The 17,097-nt window shown below is 70.5% G+C and carries 15 protein-coding genes and 3 pseudogenes; 7 read left to right on the forward strand and 11 right to left on the reverse strand.

Annotation, left to right across the window (positions count from 1 at the left end):
• Positions 1–130: 130 nt before the first annotated feature.
• Positions 131–1,408 (reverse strand): hypothetical protein, encoded by a 1,278-nt coding sequence (locus ABZX30_RS01205; RefSeq protein ID WP_355927221.1) that lies wholly within the window; start codon positions 1,406–1,408, stop codon positions 131–133.
• A gap of 213 nt (positions 1,409–1,621) precedes the next feature.
• The gene (locus ABZX30_RS01210; protein WP_355927224.1) at positions 1,622–2,443 is read right to left on the reverse strand and encodes a class II aldolase/adducin family protein; all 822 of its coding nucleotides are present in this window, start codon (positions 2,441–2,443) and stop codon (positions 1,622–1,624) included.
• A 111-nt stretch (positions 2,444–2,554) separates the two neighbouring features.
• On the opposite strand from ABZX30_RS01210, the gene ABZX30_RS01215 reads away from it, so the two are divergent.
• Positions 2,555–3,022, forward strand: a complete 468-nt coding sequence (locus ABZX30_RS01215) for a pyridoxamine 5'-phosphate oxidase family protein (protein ID WP_355927226.1) — start codon at positions 2,555–2,557, stop codon at positions 3,020–3,022.
• On the opposite strand, the gene guaA is transcribed toward ABZX30_RS01215, so the two are convergent.
• Positions 3,023–4,597, reverse strand: coding sequence for a glutamine-hydrolyzing GMP synthase (gene guaA / locus ABZX30_RS01220; protein WP_355927229.1), 1,575 nt, complete (start codon positions 4,595–4,597; stop codon positions 3,023–3,025).
• A 435-nt stretch (positions 4,598–5,032) separates the two neighbouring features.
• Here guaA and ABZX30_RS01225 point away from each other — a divergent pair, with 435 nt between their 5' ends.
• Together ABZX30_RS01225 and ABZX30_RS01230 are read left to right on the forward strand one after the other, a co-directional pair.
• Positions 5,033–5,299, forward strand: coding sequence for a chorismate mutase (locus ABZX30_RS01225; RefSeq protein ID WP_355927232.1), 267 nt, complete (start codon positions 5,033–5,035; stop codon positions 5,297–5,299).
• 549 nt (positions 5,300–5,848) lie between these two features.
• Positions 5,849–6,877 (forward strand): LAETG motif-containing sortase-dependent surface protein, encoded by a 1,029-nt coding sequence (locus ABZX30_RS01230; protein WP_355927235.1) that lies wholly within the window; start codon positions 5,849–5,851, stop codon positions 6,875–6,877.
• A gap of 132 nt (positions 6,878–7,009) precedes the next feature.
• Here ABZX30_RS01230 and ABZX30_RS01235 read toward each other — a convergent pair whose 3' ends face one another.
• The 4 genes and pseudogenes from ABZX30_RS01235 to ABZX30_RS01250 form a co-directional block, all read right to left on the reverse strand.
• Positions 7,010–8,842, reverse strand: a complete 1,833-nt coding sequence (locus ABZX30_RS01235) for a GMC family oxidoreductase (protein WP_355927238.1) — start codon at positions 8,840–8,842, stop codon at positions 7,010–7,012.
• A 50-nt stretch (positions 8,843–8,892) separates the two neighbouring features.
• Positions 8,893–10,506: a succinic semialdehyde dehydrogenase gene (locus ABZX30_RS01240; protein ID WP_355927241.1), complete on the reverse strand. Its 1,614-nt coding sequence runs from the start codon at positions 10,504–10,506 to the stop codon at positions 8,893–8,895.
• Between the two features lie 116 nt (positions 10,507–10,622).
• Positions 10,623–11,612, reverse strand: a complete 990-nt coding sequence (locus ABZX30_RS01245; protein ID WP_355927244.1) for a serine/threonine-protein kinase — start codon at positions 11,610–11,612, stop codon at positions 10,623–10,625.
• 46 nt (positions 11,613–11,658) lie between these two features.
• Positions 11,659–11,820: pseudogene (locus tag ABZX30_RS01250) on the reverse strand (MBL fold metallo-hydrolase); the annotation flags it as partial.
• 88 nt (positions 11,821–11,908) lie between these two features.
• Between ABZX30_RS01250 and ABZX30_RS01255 the strand changes: the two are divergent.
• A pseudogene (locus ABZX30_RS01255) lies at positions 11,909–12,498 on the forward strand (AraC family transcriptional regulator); the annotation flags it as partial.
• Here ABZX30_RS01255 and ABZX30_RS01260 read toward each other — a convergent pair.
• Both ABZX30_RS01260 and ABZX30_RS01265 read right to left on the reverse strand, forming a co-directional pair.
• The gene (locus ABZX30_RS01260; RefSeq protein ID WP_355927247.1) at positions 12,458–13,078 is read right to left on the reverse strand and encodes a Uma2 family endonuclease; all 621 of its coding nucleotides are present in this window, start codon (positions 13,076–13,078) and stop codon (positions 12,458–12,460) included. The pseudogene ABZX30_RS01255 and the gene ABZX30_RS01260 sit on opposite strands and share 41 nt — an antisense overlap.
• An 80-nt stretch (positions 13,079–13,158) precedes the next feature.
• Positions 13,159–13,641, reverse strand: coding sequence for an ATP-binding protein (locus ABZX30_RS01265; protein WP_355927249.1), 483 nt, complete (start codon positions 13,639–13,641; stop codon positions 13,159–13,161).
• Between the two features lie 234 nt (positions 13,642–13,875).
• Between ABZX30_RS01265 and ABZX30_RS01270 the strand changes: the two genes are divergently transcribed.
• The 3 genes from ABZX30_RS01270 (at position 13,876) to ABZX30_RS01280 (ending at position 15,425) form a co-directional block, all read left to right on the forward strand.
• Positions 13,876–14,727, forward strand: coding sequence for a helix-turn-helix transcriptional regulator (locus ABZX30_RS01270; protein ID WP_355927252.1), 852 nt, complete (start codon positions 13,876–13,878; stop codon positions 14,725–14,727).
• A gap of 10 nt (positions 14,728–14,737) precedes the next feature.
• Positions 14,738–14,953: a DUF397 domain-containing protein gene (locus tag ABZX30_RS01275; protein WP_355927254.1), complete on the forward strand. Its 216-nt coding sequence runs from the start codon at positions 14,738–14,740 to the stop codon at positions 14,951–14,953.
• A gap of 307 nt (positions 14,954–15,260) precedes the next feature.
• Positions 15,261–15,425, forward strand: coding sequence for an integrase (locus ABZX30_RS01280; protein ID WP_355927256.1), 165 nt, complete (start codon positions 15,261–15,263; stop codon positions 15,423–15,425).
• Between the two features lie 105 nt (positions 15,426–15,530).
• On the opposite strand, the gene ABZX30_RS01285 is transcribed toward ABZX30_RS01280, so the two are convergent.
• Positions 15,531–15,959 carry a DUF4259 domain-containing protein gene (locus ABZX30_RS01285; protein ID WP_355927257.1) on the reverse strand — a complete coding sequence of 143 codons (429 nt, stop codon included), beginning with the start codon at positions 15,957–15,959 and terminating at the stop codon, positions 15,531–15,533.
• A 357-nt stretch (positions 15,960–16,316) separates the two neighbouring features.
• Positions 16,317–16,766, reverse strand: a pseudogene (locus tag ABZX30_RS01290) (Hint domain-containing protein); the annotation flags it as partial.
• Positions 16,767–17,097: the final 331 nt, after the last annotated feature.

Raw genomic sequence — 17,097 nt, forward strand, 5'->3', positions numbered from 1 at the left:
CCGGAGGAGACAGAGCCGTCCGGGCGGGCCTCAGCCGACGACACGGACACCGATCTCGAGAACATCCAGATCGGCGTCGACCGGTACGACGAGGTCAGGACGTCGTCGCTCACCGGCCCCGGTCACTCGGTCACTCGGTCACCTCGACCACGCACCGGTTGGTCGCCACCCCGGCCGCCGTCACCACCTGGACCTCCACCGATCCGGGCTCGACCTCGGCCGGGACGGGGACGGTCAGCACGGTGTCCGTGGGGTTGCTGAAGCCGCCGGTGACCGGGACCAGGGGGACGTGGACGTTGACCGCGCCGATGCGGACGACCATGCGGGAGAGGCGGTCGGCGGTCTGGGCGCCGGGCGGGACGAAGCCGGTGCCGCGGATCTCGATGTCGTCGCCGGTGCGGATCGGCCCGTCCAGGTCGCCCGCCTCGCGGGCGCGGACCACGGAGTGGATCACCGGACGGCCGCCCTCCGCGTACTTGCCGGCCAGGTAGGTGGCCGCCGACACCAGGACCACCACCGCCAGCCCCCAGGGCAGGTCGGGCAGTTGGTCGGGGCGGCGGGCGAGCCGGACGGCGGCGAACAGCAGGGCGACGGCGCTGATCACGACGTACTGGATGTCGGCGAAGGCGCCCCGCCCGGCGTCGTCGGTGAGCAGGTCGGCCGCGCTCGGCCGGTGGGCGCGCACCTTCTGCAGCCGCTGCCCCGTGACCCGGGTCCCGACCACCCGCCGGACCAGCACGGCGATCCCGCACACCACGGCGAGCACGGTCACCACGCCCGCCCCGCGCGCCAGGTCGAGGCCGGAGATCAGCGCGTCGCGTTCGGCGCGCCCGGAGGCGGCGGCCAGCCGGCCGGCCAGGACCAGTACCGCGTAGGCGACGAGCAGCACCCAACCCGCGGCCACGGTACGGGAGGTGGACATCCGGTTGTCCTCGCCGATGACGGGTGCCAGTGCCCCGCCGCGCGCCCGGTGGAACCAGGACGCGGCGGTCAGCGCGCCGGCCGTCACCAGCGCGGCGAGCAGTCCGGCCGTGCGGGCGCTCGTCCAGCCCGTGCCGGTCGCGGTCAGCGACTGGGTCAGCAGCAGCGCGAGGACGGCCGCCCACACCGCGCACGCGGTCCGCACCCACAGTCGGGCCAGCCAGGCCTCGCCCTCCAGCCGACCGCGCTCGGCGACCACGTCGGCGGACTGCGTCAGCTCCTCGGAGACCCACTGCCGGGACGCCGAAGCGGAGTGGGCCACCGCCACCGGCAGCCCCTGCCCGGCCGCGAACTCGTCGCGTTTCGAGAGGAATTCCGCGACCGCCCGCCGGTGCCCCTCGCGCGCCCCGACCGGGCAGTCCCCGCAGGCGCAGCCGCCCGCGTGGCCGCCGGTGTCCGCGCCCTGTCTCGCCTCCTGCACCGCCACGACCGATGCCCGCCTTCCCCACGACCGCCGGCACGGCCGGCACCGTCTTCCGCGGGCCCGGCCGTCGCCGTGGAACTCCCCTACGACCCCTGTGACGACGCATTGTGCCCTACACCACGCCCTCTCCGTCCGGCAGGTGTGGTCACCGCGGGTGAAGGGGGTCCTGCGCTGTTGACTCTGGCGCGAGAACGCCGATGTGGCCGCCGCGGGGGTTCAGCTGAGCAGGTCGGATTCGCTGCGGCTGATGTCCTGCCACAGCGGCTGGTAGTTGATCCAGGCGACCAGGTCGCCGCCGAGCTGTTCCCGGGTGGCCACCGCGAGCTTGTGGTCGATGAGCAGCGGGCGGCCCGCCGCCTTCGCCATCAGCTGCACCTGGCAGGAGCGCTCCATGGAAAGGAACCACCAGGCCGCCGCGTCCACCGAGTCGCCGACGGTCAGCAGGCCGTGGTTGCGCAGCACGAGTGCCTTGCGGCTGCCGAGCGCGGTCGCGATGCGGCGGCCCTCCTCGGCGTCCACGGCGACGCCCGTGTAGGCGTCGTACAGGGCGTGGTCCTCGTAGAAGGCGCAGCTCTCCTGGGTGATCGGGTCGAGCAGGTCACCGAGCGCGGACAGGGCCCGGCCGTGCACCGAGTGGCAGTGGGCGACGGCGACGACGTCCGGGCGGGCGGCGTGCACCTGGGCGTGCACGGTGAACGCGGCCTGGTTGACGTGGTAGCGGCCCTCGATCACCTGGCCGTCCTGGTTGGCCAGGACCAGGTCGCTCACGGTGACGTGCCTGAAGGGCATCCCGAAGGGGTTCACCCAGAAGCAGTCGGTGAACTCGGGATCGCGTGCGGTGATGTGTCCCGACACCCCGTCCTCGAAGCCGGACCGCGCGAAGATGCGCAGCGCGCCCGTGAGCCGCTCCTTGCGGTGCCGGCGTTCGTCGTCGACCGAGTCGAACTTCGGCGGCATGGCGAACCGCAGCCGGTCGGTGGGCAGCGGCGGGGGCGGGGTGGGCCCGTGCGTGGGGCCTGCGGCACTGGGATTGCTCACGGCCGGAAGTTACCTCCGGTCAGCGCAAAAGGGCAGAGCTGTTCTGTAAAGATGGCGCACAGGCTCGAATCCCGACAGAAGGCGTCTGGTATCGGCGGAACACTCGTCCGTATGACCTGGAAATCCTTCCGCGCCGCCGCACCCGAGTTCGCCGGGACCGTCGAGGAGCGCTTCGGCGCCTTCACCCACCATGTGCTCGCCACCCTGCGCGCGGACGGCTCCCCGCGCACGTCCGGGCTCGAGGTCCGGTTTCTCGGCGGTGAGCTGTGGTTCGGCATGATGCCGGACTCGGTCAAGGCGCTCGATCTGCGCCGGGATCCGCGTTTCGCGCTCCAGGCCAACCCGGGCGGGGGCACGGCGATGGGCGGCGGGGACGTACGGATCGGCGGGCGCGCGGTCGAGGTCGACGACCCGGCGGTGAAGGGGGCGTACGTGAAAGAGGTGGAACCGCCGGAGCCGTTCCACCTCTTCCGCACCGAGCTGACAGAGGTCGTGCGGACCTACGTCGAGGACGACACGTACCTGGTCGTCCAGGTCTGGAAGCCCGGTGATCACTTGCGCGTCGTCAAGCGCAAGTGATCACTCCCACTCGATGGTGCCCGGCGGCTTGGAGGTCACGTCGAGGACGACGCGGTTGACGTCGCGGACCTCGTTGGTGATCCGGGTGGAGATGCGGGCGAGCACGTCGTACGGCAGTCGCGACCAGTCGGCCGTCATGGCGTCCTCGGAGGAGACCGGGCGCAGCACGATCGGGTGGCCGTAGGTGCGGCCGTCGCCCTGGACGCCGACGCTGCGCACGTCCGCGAGCAGGACCACCGGGCACTGCCAGATGTCCCGGTCGAGGCCGGCCGCCGTCAGCTCCTCACGGGCGATGGCGTCGGCCTCGCGCAGCAGGTCCAGGCGCTCCTTGGTGACCTCGCCGACGATCCGGATGCCGAGGCCGGGGCCGGGGAACGGCTGGCGCTGGACGATCTCCTCCGGCAGGCCGAGCTCCTGGCCGACCATCCGGACCTCGTCCTTGAACAGCTTGCGGAGCGGCTCGATGAGCTTGAACTCCAGGTCCTCGGGGAGGCCTCCGACGTTGTGGTGGGACTTGATGTTCGCGGTGCCGGTGCCGCCGCCGGACTCGACGACGTCCGGGTAGAGGGTGCCCTGGACGAGGAACTCCACCGCCGGGCCCTCGTCCGCGATGATCTCCGCCTGCGCCTGCTCGAAGACGCGGATGAACTCGCGGCCGATGATCTTCCGCTTCTCCTCGGGGTCCGAGACGCCCGAGAGGGCCTTCAGGAATCGCTCCTCCGCGTCCACGACCTTCAGCTGGACGCCGGTCGCCGCCACGAAGTCCTTCTCGACCTGCTCGGTCTCGCCCTTGCGCATCAGGCCGTGGTCGACGTAGACGCAGGTCAGCTGGGAGCCGATGGCCTTCTGGACGAGGGCGGCGGCCACGGCGGAGTCGACGCCGCCGGACAGCCCGCAGATGGCCCGCCTGTCGCCCACCTGCTCGCGGATCGCGGCGACCTGCTCCTCGATGACGTTGCCGGTCGTCCAGGACGGGGTGAGGCCGGCGCCGCGGTACAGGAAGTGCTCCAGCACCTGCTGGCCGTGCGTCGAGTGCATGACCTCCGGGTGGTACTGGACGCCGTACAGCTTCTTCTCGTCGTTCTCGAAGGCGGCGACCGGGACGACGTCGGTGGAGGCCGTGACGGTGAAGCCCTCGGGGGCGGCGGAGCAGGCGTCGCCGTGGGACATCCAGACCGCCTGCTCGGCCGGGGTGCCCTCGAAGAGGGTGGAGGACGACTTCGACACGTGCAGGTCCGTACGGCCGTACTCGCGCGCACCGGTGTTGTCGACCGTGCCGCCGAGGACCTGCGCCATCAACTGGAAGCCGTAGCACATGCCGAAGACGGGGACACCGGACTCGAAGAGCTCGCGGTCCAGGCGGGGGGCGCCCTCTTCGTACACCGACGAGGGGCCTCCGGAGAGGATGATCGCCGCGGGGTTCTTGGCGAGCATCTCCTGGACCGGCATGGTGCTCGGCACGATCTCGCTGTAGACCCGCGCCTCGCGGACGCGACGGGCGATGAGCTGGGCGTACTGCGCGCCGAAGTCGACGACCAGGACGGTGTCGGGAGCGGCTGCGGGGTTCGCTGACACGAGGTGCCTTCCGGCGGTGGGGCGGGGGCTGTACTCGCCGAGTCTACCGGGGTGGCCGTGGGCGGCCTCGCCGTCTCCCGAAGGGGCTGCCGCCCCCGTACCCCCGCTTCGGCCTGAACGGCCTCGGCCTCGGCCTCGATCGCCGGGCAGGCCGGCGGGCCGGCGGGCTGGCGGGCTGGCGGGCTGGACGGTGCTGGCGGGCCGGACGGCGCCGGCCCCCGTGGCATACTGGCCTCATGCTCGCGCAGACGACCTTCCTCTTTACCTATGGCACCCGGCCCGCCGGCTGCCATGGTCGTGCTGCTTGAGCGAACCGCCAAGCGACTTCCCAGGCGCCCCGGGCCGACAAGGCCCGGGGCGCCTGTCGTTTCCCGGGTCCTCTCGCTCCGGGGCACCCCGCCCGTACATCTCTGTATCTCTGTGAGGAGCCCCGACATGACGACCACCGCCACCACCGGCGCGGAACGGACCATCGCGGACGCCCGGGAGCGCATCGACGCGCTCGACGACCGGATCATCGGCCTCATCCAGGAGCGGATGGCCGTGTCCGCCGTCGTGCAGGAGACCCGCATCGCCTCCGGCGGGCGGCGCGTGCACCTGTCCCGGGAGATGGAGATCCTCGGCCGGTACCGGGACGCCCTGGGCAAGCCGGGCACCCCGCTCGCCATGACCCTCCTCGAACTGTGCCGGGGTCGCATCTGAGTTCGGCCCGCCTCTCACCCGTACGGCGCGTGACGCCCGGGCGGCCGTTTCGTTGGTCCGGGTGTCCGTGCCAGCCAGGGGCGGGCCCGTAAGAACCACGCGTGGCTCGCTGGAGCGATGAGGCGTGCGGATCGTGCCGTGCGTCGTGGGACCTCGCTCCGGCAGAGTGACCGGACGGCAGGGGACAGCAGACCGGTCACCCAAGAGAACGGCCGGCTCCGGGGACGCCCGGGGCCGGCCGCCGGAACTCCCGAGGCGTGCGGCGCGGCCCCCCGGCGCCGCTCCCCGAGCACCGCCGCCCCGACGCCGGTGCCGACGAAAGAAGGGCCCTGCGGATCCGTCCCGCGGGGCCCTTCGTCATGCCGTTCCCGCGCCCGCCCACACGTGTGACTCAGACCACATAAGAATCCCGTGAGGAGCGGGGCAACCCTTCGGGCCCGTCGTGGATCAAACCCCACAGCAGAAACAAGGGTCACCCGCGCCCCACACGTGGAGCCGCCCTCCGCCAACTGTGCTGCCACCGCGGCACAACGGATCCCCGAGGTGTTCATGAAGCTCCGCCGTGCCATGGCCGCAGCGGCCGCGACAGCCGCCCTGGCCCCCCTCGCGCTGCTGTCCGCGCCCGCCGCGTTCGCCGAGGACTCCACGCCGGACCCCACCGACACCGTGACGGCGACCAGCTCGCCGACCGAGACGCCGACGACCGAGGCACCCACCACCGAGGCACCCACGACCGAGGCGCCCACGACCGGAACCGGCACGCCCACCGACACCACCACCAGCGCGACGGGCACCCCGACCGACACCGCCACGGCCACGCCCACCACGGCCGAGCCCACCACGGCCGAGCCGACCGAGGACCCGTCGGACCCCGACGTGCCGTACTGCGAGGACCTCGACGAGAACTTCGGCGACGCCAAGGTGACCGCCGACATCAAGGGCCTCCCGGGCAAGATCGTCGCGGGCGACGGCTTCCACGGCTTCAAGCTGGTCGTCACCAACGAGTCGAAGACCGACGTCGACGGCGTCGCCTTCTACGCCGAGGTGGAGAACTACGAGCTCGACGAGTCCAAGTACCTGAGCCCGTACGTCGACCTGGAGTTCAAGAACCCCGAGGACGGCACCTGGGACCGCATCGGCACCGACGACTGGGCCGGTGACTACTTCTTCTACGTGGAGAACCTGAAGTCCGGCGCCAGCAAGTCGCTCGACCTGCGCGTCAGCATCGACGCCAAGGCCCCGGCCGGTGACGCCTACTCCTTCGGCTCCGGTGCCTACCTCGACAACGTCGAGGGCCAGGACTGCATCGCCGAGGGCTGGGCGCAGTACGACTTCCAGGTGCTCGAGCCCGGTTCCGCCAACCCCGACCCGGGTGACGCCACCCCCGGCGACGACGACAGCAAGGACCCGGTGAAGAAGCCGCAGGGCGACGTCTCCGACCTGCCGACCGGCAACCTCGCCGAGACCGGCTCCAGCTCCGCCCTGCCCGTCATCGGCCTGGTCGGCGGTCTCGCCGTCGTCGCCGGTGCGGGTGCCGTGTACACGGTGCGCCGGCGCAAGGCCTCGGCCGGCGCGTGACATGGACGACCGGCAGAAGCCGGTAACGGGAGAGGGACCTGCGCTCGGAGGGGGGCGCAGGTCCCTTTTCCCTTCCGTACGGACTGCTTCGTCCTCTCTTCCGTACGGACTACTTCTTCTCTTCCGTACGGACTACTTCTTCGGCGGCACGGTCGGCGTCCCCAGGAACGGCAGCCGCAGGGCGCCGAAGGCGTCGGCCGGGACCACCGGGTGGGCCGGCTCCACCGGCTTCAGCCGCTCGTACGGCCGGCCCTGGGCCGGACGCGGGTCCGCCTCGCCCTTGTTGGGCCAGTACGACATCGCCCGCTCGGCCTGCGCCGTGATGGTCAGCGAAGGGTTGACGCCCAGGTTGGCGGAGACCGCCGCGCCGTCGACGACCGAGATGCCGGGGTGGCCGTACAGCCGGTGGTACGGGTCGATCACACCCGTCTCACCGGAGTCGCCGATCGGGCAGCCGCCGAGGAAGTGGGCGGTGAGCGGAGTACCCATCAGCTCGCCGACGTTGCTGCCGGCGAACCCGTTGATCTCGGCGGCGAGCGCGGAAGCGGCCTCGGAAGCGGCCCTGATCTGCTTGGGGTTGGGCGCGCCGTGGCCCTGGCGGGCGGTCAGCAGGCCCTTGCCGACGCCGTCCGGCTTCAGGTACGTCGTCAGGGAGTTGTCCAGCGACTGCATCACCAGGCCGATGATGGTCCGCTCCGACCAGCGGCGGTTGGACAGCGAGCGGGCGACCAGCACCGGGTGCCGGGCCGCGTTCGACAGCCAGGCCAGGACGCGGGAGGTGCCCTCCGCGTAGGGCACCTGGAGGATGGACAGACCGCCCATCGCGTTGGAGCCCTTGCCGTAGCGGACCGGCTCGATGTGCGTGTTCTCGTCCGGGTGGACGGAGGACGTGATCGCCACGCCCCGGGTGAAGTCGGCCTTGGGCGTGCCGTGCGCCCTGCGGTAGCGCCGGTTGTCCGTCTGGGCGCCCACCAGCGCCTCGGAGTTGGTGCGGGTCAGCTCGCCCAGCCGGTCGGAGAGGTGGGGCAGCTGGCCATGGGCCTTCATGCGGTGCAGCAGTGTCTGCGTGCCGTAGGTACCGGCGGCGAGGACGACCCGGCGGGCCGTGAAGGTCCGGCCCGCGCCCCTCTTCTTCCGGTCCTTCCGGTCCGTCGGCAGGGTGGCGACCGCGTACCCGCCGCGCGAGTCGTCAGTGACGGACACGACCGTCGTCATGGGGTGCACCACCGCGCCCGCCTTCTCGGCGAGGTGGAGGTAGTTCTCGTTGAGGGTGTTCTTCGCGCCGTGCCGGCAGCCCGTCATGCACTCGCCGCACTCGGTGCAGGCCTTGCGGTCGGGCCCGGCCCCGCCGAAGTAGGGGTCGGCGACCGGCTCCCCCGGCTTCGCCTTCGCCGTGCCGTCGGCGTCCTCGCCGTCCCCGAAGAACACCCCGACCGGCGCCATGTGGAAGGTGTCGCCGACGCCCATTCGCTGCGCCGCCGCCTTCAGGTGCACGTCGGAGGGGGTCATCGTGGGGTTGAGCCGCACGCCGAGCATGCGCCGCGCCTGGTCGTAGTACGGCTTCAGCTCCTCCTGCCAGTCGGTGATGTCCCGCCACTGGGGGTCGTCGAAGAAGGGCTTCGGCGGTACGTAGAGGGTGTTGGCGTAGTTGAGGGAACCGCCGCCGACGCCCGCGCCCGCCAGGACCATGACGTTGCCCAGCAGGTGGATGCGCTGGATGCCGTACATGCCGAGCTTCGGGGCCCACAGGTAGTTCTTCAGGTCCCACGAGTTCTTCGGCAGGGACGCGCGGGTGAAGCGGCGGCCGGCTTCCAGGACGCCGACGCGGTAGCCCTTCTCGGTGAGGCGGAGGGCGGTCACTGACCCCCCGAATCCCGATCCGACGACGAGGACGTCGTAGTCGTAGCCGGCGTCGTGGTCGCCCGCGGCGCCGTCCCGCGTGCGGACGGAGTTCTCCTGTGACACGTGCTCTCCTCGTCGAGAACGGGGTCGGGTCGGACGGTCCGGCGGACGGCCTAGCGGAAGCGGAAGGCCTTCATCAGCTTCAGGCTGGTGCTCATGAACGCCGCGTACTTCTCATCGTCCATGCCCAGCGACGGCGCCATCGGCAGCAGCCGCTGCTGGGCGATGGTCTGCGCCTCGGTGTACTTGAGGATGCCCTCGGAGCCGTGCCGGCGGCCGAGGCCGGAGTCCTTCATGCCGCCCATCGGGGACTGGACGCTGCCGTAGGCGGGGGCGTAGCCCTCGTTGACGTTGACGGTGCCGGTGCGCAGCCGGGCGGCGACCTCGCGGCCGCGGCGGCCGTCCTTCGTCCACACCGAGGAGTTCAGGCCGTACGGCGTGGAGTTGACGAGTTCGACCGCCTCGTCCTCGGTCTTGAAGCGGTAGACGGAGACGACGGGGCCGAAGGTCTCCTCCGTGCACACCGACATCGGCTCGGTCACTCCGTCGAGGATCGTCGGCTCGTAGAAGTACGGGCCGATGTCCGGGCGGGCGACCCCGCCGGCGACCACCTTCGCGCCCTTGGCGACGGCGTCGTCCACGTGCCGCGTGACGGCCTCCAGCTGCCGGTCGCCGACCAGCGAGCCCATGTCGGCACCGTAGGCGAGGGACTTGCCCAGGCGCATGGCCTTGGTGCGGGCGGCGAACCGCTCCAGGAAGGCGTCGGCGACCGACTCGTGCACGAACAGCCGCTCGATGGAGATGCACAGCTGGCCGGCGGAGGAGAAGCAGGCGCGGACGGCGCCCGCCGCGGCCTTCTCGATGTCGGCGTCCTCGAGGACCAGCATGGCGTTCTTGCCGCCGAGTTCGAGGGAGACGCCGACGAGGCGGGCGGCGGCACCCTGGGCGACCTCGCGGCCGGTGCGGGTGGAGCCGGTGAAGGAGACGTAGTCGGCGTGCCGGACGACCTCCGGGCCGACGACGGGGCCCTCGCCGAGCACGACCTGGAAGACATCGGCGGGCAGTCCGGCCTCGATGAGCAGGTCGCGGGCCCACAGGGCGGTCAGGCAGGTCTCCGTGTCCGGCTTCATCACCACCGCGTTGCCCGCGACGAACGCGGGGAGCGCGTCGCCGACGGACAGCTCCAGCGGGTAGTTCCAGGGGGCTATCTGGCCGACGACACCGCGCGGGTGCCGCAGTTCGGTGACCTTCGTCAGGGTCGGCACGGCGCCGGCGTGCCGCTTCGGCTTCAAGTACGCGGGCGCCCTGCGGCCGTAGTGCCGGGACGACACGGCGACGGCCTGGACCTCCTCGTGGGCGTGCAGACGGGCCTTGCCGGTCTCCACCTGGATGAGGTCGAGGACCTCGGCCTGGCGTTCCAGCACCAGGTCGTGGAAGCGGAGCAGCACGGCGGCGCGCTGCCGTACCGGGGTCCGGGCCCAGACGGCCTGGGCGGCGCGGGCCCGGTCGTAGGCGATGGCCACGTCCTCGGGGGTGGACTCGGGCAGGTCGGCCAGCTTTTCACCGGTGAAGGGGGTGTGGCTCTGCGTCTTGCCGGAGCCTACGACGCCCTTGGTGAGCTGGGCGATCAGCTCCGGGGTGACCACGTCGGCGGCGGTACGGGCGCCTTCCGGGGCGGGGGCGAGGGGGTTGGTGCCGGTCATTTCCGGGGCCTGCGAGTCCGTCATGACGCGCAGGGTATGCCGGACCGACGCCTTTGGGTACCCGTCGGTAACGAGGATTCACCGATCACACACACGACGCCAGTGACTGCTGGCGGTGAATGCGCTGATCAGGGCGTTGTTCAAGGCGTCGTGGGGGTGGCGGTCAGCGCGGGCCGGGATTTTCCGGCGCTCTCGGCGGTCGCGGCACTTCCCGCGGTCGCGGCGCTCTCGGTGGTCGCGGCACTTCCCGCGGTCGCGGCGCTCTCGGCGGTCGCGGCGCTTTCCGTGGCCACGGTGCGCTCGGTGGGCGCGGCACTCTCGGTGGTCGCGGCGGTCGCGGCCAGTACGACGGCCACCTCCTCGGCTTCCGGCCGCTCGGCCGGTTCCGGCGCCAGCAGGCGGGCGACCAGCGGGCGGAGCCCGGCGGCGTCCTCGGCCGGGGCCGGCTCGTCCTCGACGGCGGCGCGCAGCAAGGCGCCGAGGGACCACAGGTCGGAGGCGGGTCCCGCGCCGGGTTCCGTCCACCGCTCGGGCGCGACGAAGTCGGTGTCGGCCGGTGAACCGGGGCCGTGTCCGCCGTGGACGTGTCCGATGCCGAAGTCGGTGAGGACGACGCGGCCGGTGCCGGATTCGAGGAGGACGTTGGCGGGTTTGACGTCACGGTGGACGATCCCGATCGTGTGCGCCGCGCGCAGGGCGCCGAGCACGGCGAGTCCGATGCGGGCGGCCTCGGGATCGGGCAGCGGCCCTCGTTCGAGGAGCGTGTGCAGGGACTCGCCGAGGACGAACTCCATCACGATCCAGGGGAGTCCGTCCTCGAGGACGACGTCGTGGATGCGCACCGCGGCCGGGTGGTCGACGCGGGCGGCGGCGCGGGCCTCGCGGTGCAGCCGGTGGGCGGCCCGCGTGTGCTCCTCGTCCGCCGGGTCACCGGGCGGCAAGGGCCGCTTGACGGCGACGTACCGCCGGGTCGACTCGTCCAGCGCCCGCCACACGGCGCCGGCTGCGGTGCCCGTGCCGCCGGTGCCGGTACCGCCGGTGCGGTTGACGCCGGTACCGATGCGCTCGATCAGACGGTAGCGCCCACCGATCAGACGTACGCCGGGCGCAGGTTCGCCGTCTTCGCTCATGCCCCATGAGTACCGTGCGCACCATGCCCTTGTCGACGCGTGCGGGTCAGGCCGCCCAGCGACCGAGGGAGAACCGGCCACCCACCCGCCGCACCTCCACGGCACCACCTCCCGAGAAGTGCGCCGGGATCACCAACTCGCGCTGCTCAGTGGCACGTTCGAGGACCCGCTGCCTGCTCCGGGCGGCCTGCCGCGGGTCGAGGCAGAACGGGCCGGTGTCGGCCGGGGACGTACGGCGGGCGGTGCCGTTCGAGGAGCTGACCGAGGCGGACGTACGGCGTGCCGGAACCGGACCCGAGGTGGAACTGCTGTGCGGCAAGTACCGCCTGGACCGGGCCCGGGTGCACCCGCTGATGGCGGAACTGCCCGAGGTGGTCCACCTGCCGGGCCGGGCCGGCGCCCACCCCGAACTCCGCGCCGCCGTGGACCTCCTGGCCCGCGAACTGACCGGCGACCGCCCGGGCGCGACCCTCGCCCTGCCGAGCCTGCTGGACCTCCTGCTGGTCTACATGGTCCGGGCCTGGCTGACCGAGGCGAGGTCCGGCGCCTGGCCTCCGCCCTGTCCGACCCGGTGAGACGGCGGCCCTGCGCCCTGCACGCCGCCCCGTCGGCCCCCTGGACCACCGCGCGCCTGGCCACCGCGGCGGGTGTCTCCCGCGCGACCCTGGCCCGCCGCTTCACACCCCTGGTGGGCCGCCCGCCCATGGCCTACCTCACCTGGTGGCGCCTGACCCTCGCGGCCACCCGCCTCCGCGACACGGACGCCCCCCTCGCCACGGTGGCCCGCGAATCCGGCTACGCCGGCCCGTACGCCTTGTCGCACGCGTTCAGCCGGGAGTTCGGGATCACTCCGGGGAGGTACCGGCAGGAGGTTCGGGCTGGATGAACTCCGAGGTGTCCAAGTCGAAGTCGAACGGCGCGGGCACGTGCAGGGGCCGCCCGAAGGGCACGTTGGTACGGGAGCGGTAGCCCTTCGGAGACGGGTCCCAGAACGCGTTGATCTCCTGGACGTGCATGTCGAGCAGCAGATACACGGGCACGACCCGCCCGTACGTCTCCAGCTTGTCGAGCCAGTCAGCATCCTTGGTCGAGTCCGATGTCAGTTCCGCGACGAGGGAGAGGGCGGCACCGTCAGCATGCCGGCCTTCGGCTTCAAAGGCGGATTCATCGGCGACGTGCAGGTCCGGACCGTACCCGCGCTCGGAATCGGGGAAAGTGAAGAGGAAAGGGGCGACATCGACGTCATGTCCCTCCGGCACATGGGACTCCAACTGAAGCCGGAGAGACTTCATCACCCGCTTGTAGCGCAGCTTGGACCACGGCGACACGACGATCTTCCCCCGGATGATTTCGGCCTTGTAGCCAGCAGGTGTGTCGAGCGTCTCGACGATCCGGAGCAGGTCCTCGAAGGTCCCGGCCGGAGGAGCATCTATGGCAGCCGGACGCTCAGTCATGATGGTCACCACGGTCCTCCACTGGTTACAGAGCGTGTCGCCCTTCCCACGATAGCGCCGGGCCGCCTCCGCCGCCCGCGACACAGCCGCCGTCACGCTGCTGCCGCCCGCCCCGTGGCGCGCGGCGGCCCGATCTCGCACCACAGCAGCTTCCCTCCCCGCCCGAAGAGATCGTCACCGAGCGGGTAGCCGCCCCACGCGTCCGCGTAGTGGCACACGAGGAAGAGCCCGCGCCCGCCGTCCGCGTCGACCGGGACGGGACGGACCGGACTGGGCCTCCTGTCGAAGGGCGGCGGGATGTGCGGGTTGGTGTCCCAGACGCTCACCCGCAGCCGGCCCCCGCCCAGCCCGCGCAGACGCAGGGTCGCGGGCCCTGTGGAGTGCCGGTAGGCGTTGGTCACCAGCTCCGACGCCAACAGCTCAGCCGTGTAGCTGAGTTGCGAAACCCCGTGCCCGGCCAGTACGGCCCGCAGAGTAACCCGGGCGATGCCCGCTGCACGCGGATCGTGGGGCAGTTGGAGGGCGTACGACCACTTTGGGGCCGCTTCGCACTCCGACGGGGATACGGTGACCATGAACGCCTCCTGCGGGGGAACCTGATTCGCTCGAAGACCCGGCCGTGCGGTGTCCTGCCGCGCGCGGTCGAGTGCGGCGCGGTGCGCTTCCGGTATGCCGGTGGGGTTGGTTGAGCGGGGTCGGGTCTCACCGTAGCGAGCTCAGTAGAATGGTTTCTACTGATTCTGTGGATACATTCGACGCTCCACTCATGTGGGTGACCGTGTTCGATACGCAGCAAGGGAGCGGAAACCATGCCACCACGGCAGACACCCACGGCACGCCAACTCCGCCTCGGGGTCGAGCTACGCAAGCTGCGCGAAAGCGCGGGACTCACCGCGCGCGAGGCCGGCGAAATGATCGGCGCCAACCAGGCACGCATCAGCAACATCGAGACGGGCCGCTTCGGCTTGAGCGAGCAGCGCGTCCGGACTCTCGCCCACAACTACGACTGCACCGACGAGTTTCTGGTCGATGCCCTTGTGGCGATGGCGGTCCGCCGGGAGCGTGGCTGGTGGGAGGAGTACCGCGACACGCTTCCTCCCCGCTTCCTGGACGTCGCGGAGATGGAGTACCACGCGGTGGCGCTTCGCGTGGCCCAGGTCATCAACATCCCTGGCCTGCTCCAGACCCCGGAACACGCTCGCACCCTTTTCCGCCAGGTGGTGCCGGCCCTGCGCCCGCACGAGATCGAGTACCGCATCTCCCACCGCATCAAGCGCCAGGCCGTCCTCCACCGCGAGCAGCCACCGCGATACACGGCGATCATCCACGAGGCCGCTCTGCGTATGCGCTTCGGCGGTCGGGAAGTGGCCCGCGCCCAGCTGGACCACCTGGTCAAGATGAGCGAACAACCGCACGTCAGCCTCCGGGTCATCCCCTTCGACGGCACCGCGTTCCCCACGGTCGGCCATGGCCTCGACTACGCGTACGGCCCGGTTCCCGCCCTGGACACGGCTCAGCTCGACGCCGCCCACGGCAGTGAGCTGATCGATGCCACGGCGCAGTTGACGAAATATCGACTGATCCTGGACCGCATGGAGGAGGCCACCCTGGACACCGAGGCCTCGCGAGACCTCATCCACCACATCGCCGAAGACACCTGAAAGCCGAGTCGTGACCGAGATCGAACTCACCTGGCAGAAGTCCACTTTCAGCGAGGAAGCCTCCTCCTGCGTCTACCTCGCCACCACCCCCGCCGGAACGATCCTCCTCCGAGAGAGCGACAGCCCGGAAGCCATCCTCACCACCGGCCCCGCACAACTCGACGCCCTGATAGCCACCCTGCGCACGGACCGCCCCCTCGACGCGAGTGGCACCTGCCTCCCGTAGGCTCACTCACCCGGCACTTGGCAGATATGCGCCAGGCCCGACCACGAAACCGCAGGCCACTACGCTCGGTTGTGGCCCATATCTGCCAATCACTCCAGGTTTCTCGATGCAACGGGCCTTAACTCAGCGATCCGAGCGACTTTTCACCCGCTCTGATCGTCCACTTCGCGCTCCTGCGCGGCCTGGTCGCCGACCGGTCCGCGGTGGCGGAGTGGAGAGCGGACCGGGGGGGCGGCCCTGCCACCCGCGACCTGCCTCAAGCGGTCGCCTTGAGCAGGGCATCGAACACGTGAAACCATCAACACCCTTGGTTTTCGTCGCAATCAAGGAAATCCTCGGCCACGCCCACATCGGCGTCACCGCCGGCGTCTACGCCTACGTCCGACTCCGCCTCCAGCGCAACGCCATCGAGGCCCTCGGTCAGAGCGACGACGCCCCTGACGACCCACCCGCCGTAGCCATCGTCCGCTGACGTTGCCGTCAGATGCGCCAGAAGCCCCACCGGATTCTCCGGTGGGGCTTCTGACTTTCTGTGCCAATCCTGCCGAGATGAGGCAGTGGAAAAACCTAGGCGGCGTCAGCCTGATGCCCCTTGAACCACCTCGCTGGCTTCGTTCAGGAGACGTTCCACTTCAGATCTCCACTCATCCCCGCGGCCTTCATCGATCCACAGGCCATAAGCCTCGGAATCCTCTTGCAGTACTCTGGAAAGAGCCGAAACGACCAGCGCGAAGAAGGAGGAAGGAATCTCGGGGATCGCATCCCCCAGTTCTACCGCTTCGAGGACACTGTCCCTTCCTTTAACCTTTGCCAAAGCAACAGCCGAAGCAGCTACCGCCGGCTCGCCCAAGTCTCGATCAAGGTAGTCCCCGGGCTCGACTTCAGTCGCGGACGACAACGCCTCACGCAACGCGTCGATCACCTCGCGCTCATCAAGTCCTCGCAGCTCATCGAGCAGATCCAGCGCTGAGTCATTCTCGAACGGCCCTACACCTGAAGCGCTCATACCGTCCACTCACCTCCACTCATCCAGAAAATCACGTGCGGCTTGCAAGTATTGTTGGCGCCGCGGATTGCCGAGGCGGATCGCCCTTTGATTGGCCAAGATTGGCGTGTACCAATTCTCGGTCATCTCCTCCAGACCTCGCCTCGCAGCTCGATTATCCGTCCTGTAGATAACCACACCCGTCAGACCGGGATAGTCCCGTCGGTGCGTTGCGAGGCGGGACTGCAGATCCGTGGCCATGCCCGTTCGCATCACCGTTCCGCTCTCCGATACCAATGCATAGATGCCGCCCCTGGCATGGGGATCACCGATGGCCTGATGCGATGGGCTGAGGAGGCCCACCTTCGGACATCCGCCGGAATTGTGAACGAGGACCGGCGTCTGCCCAGCCAGCACATAGTACGTGTGCAGATCACTGACGGTGAGGTTATGGACCGTCGCCCGCTGCGCCGTCCACCTCTTCACCGCGCCGACCTGGACGTACGTCCCGCCGCTGGTGCGCAGCCACTCGCCCGGCTTCAGGTCGGTCGCCCTGATCCAGGTGTTCAGCTCCGGGACCCAGAGGGGGTGGCCGTCGGTCGCGGTGACCTTGGCCGTCTCACCGCCCTTCTTGCCATCGACGTCGACGGTGATCCGGACGAGGTGCTTGAGCCCGTTGCCCTTGATCTCGGCGGTGGCGGTTTCGGCTCGTGTCTCACCAGTGGCGGGGTCTGTGGCCAGGACCTTGTCGCCGATGTCGACGTCCTTGATCTTCTTCGTCGAGCCGTCAGCCATCAGCACCTTGGTGTCAGGTGTAAAGCTGTTGCACTCCTTGGCCACCTTCTCCAGCCGGTTCGCCTCTTTGCGGCTCTTGCGCCAGCCGTTGAAGCTGTCCAGCAGGTCGTCACCGAGGCGCTTGACGCGCTTGGCCAAGGCCCAGGCTTTGTCCATATGGAGCAAGTACTTCTTGGCCAGCTTGGCGAGCGGGCCGCCCCCCAGGAAGGAGGACACCACGTTGAGCGCGGTGTTGCCGCACGAGCCGAGGCTGCCGGTCGTGAAGCAGTCCAGGGCGTCCGTGATGCCGAGTTCGTCGGCGCGATGCCGGCGAGTTCCTTGGCGATGGCCATCGCCCGCTGCTTGGCCGCGTCCTCCTTCTCGC

The organism is Streptomyces sp. NPDC004542 (assembly GCF_040610035.1).
Classification (GTDB): domain Bacteria; phylum Actinomycetota; class Actinomycetes; order Streptomycetales; family Streptomycetaceae; genus Streptomyces.

Coding starts and splice junctions, on each gene's coding strand:
- ABZX30_RS01215 (WP_355927226.1), top strand. CDS start 2,555: ATGACCTGGAAATCCTTCCGCGCCGCCGCACCCGAGTTCGCCGGGACC.
- ABZX30_RS01225 (WP_355927232.1), top strand. CDS start 5,033: ATGACGACCACCGCCACCACCGGCGCGGAACGGACCATCGCGGACGCC.
- ABZX30_RS01230 (WP_355927235.1), top strand. CDS start 5,849: ATGAAGCTCCGCCGTGCCATGGCCGCAGCGGCCGCGACAGCCGCCCTG.
- ABZX30_RS01240 (WP_355927241.1), bottom strand. CDS start 10,506: ATGACGGACTCGCAGGCCCCGGAAATGACCGGCACCAACCCCCTCGCC.
- ABZX30_RS01245 (WP_355927244.1), bottom strand. CDS start 11,612: ATGAGCGAAGACGGCGAACCTGCGCCCGGCGTACGTCTGATCGGTGGG.
- ABZX30_RS01265 (WP_355927249.1), bottom strand. CDS start 13,641: ATGGTCACCGTATCCCCGTCGGAGTGCGAAGCGGCCCCAAAGTGGTCG.
- ABZX30_RS01270 (WP_355927252.1), top strand. CDS start 13,876: ATGCCACCACGGCAGACACCCACGGCACGCCAACTCCGCCTCGGGGTC.
- ABZX30_RS01285 (WP_355927257.1), bottom strand. CDS start 15,959: ATGAGCGCTTCAGGTGTAGGGCCGTTCGAGAATGACTCAGCGCTGGAT.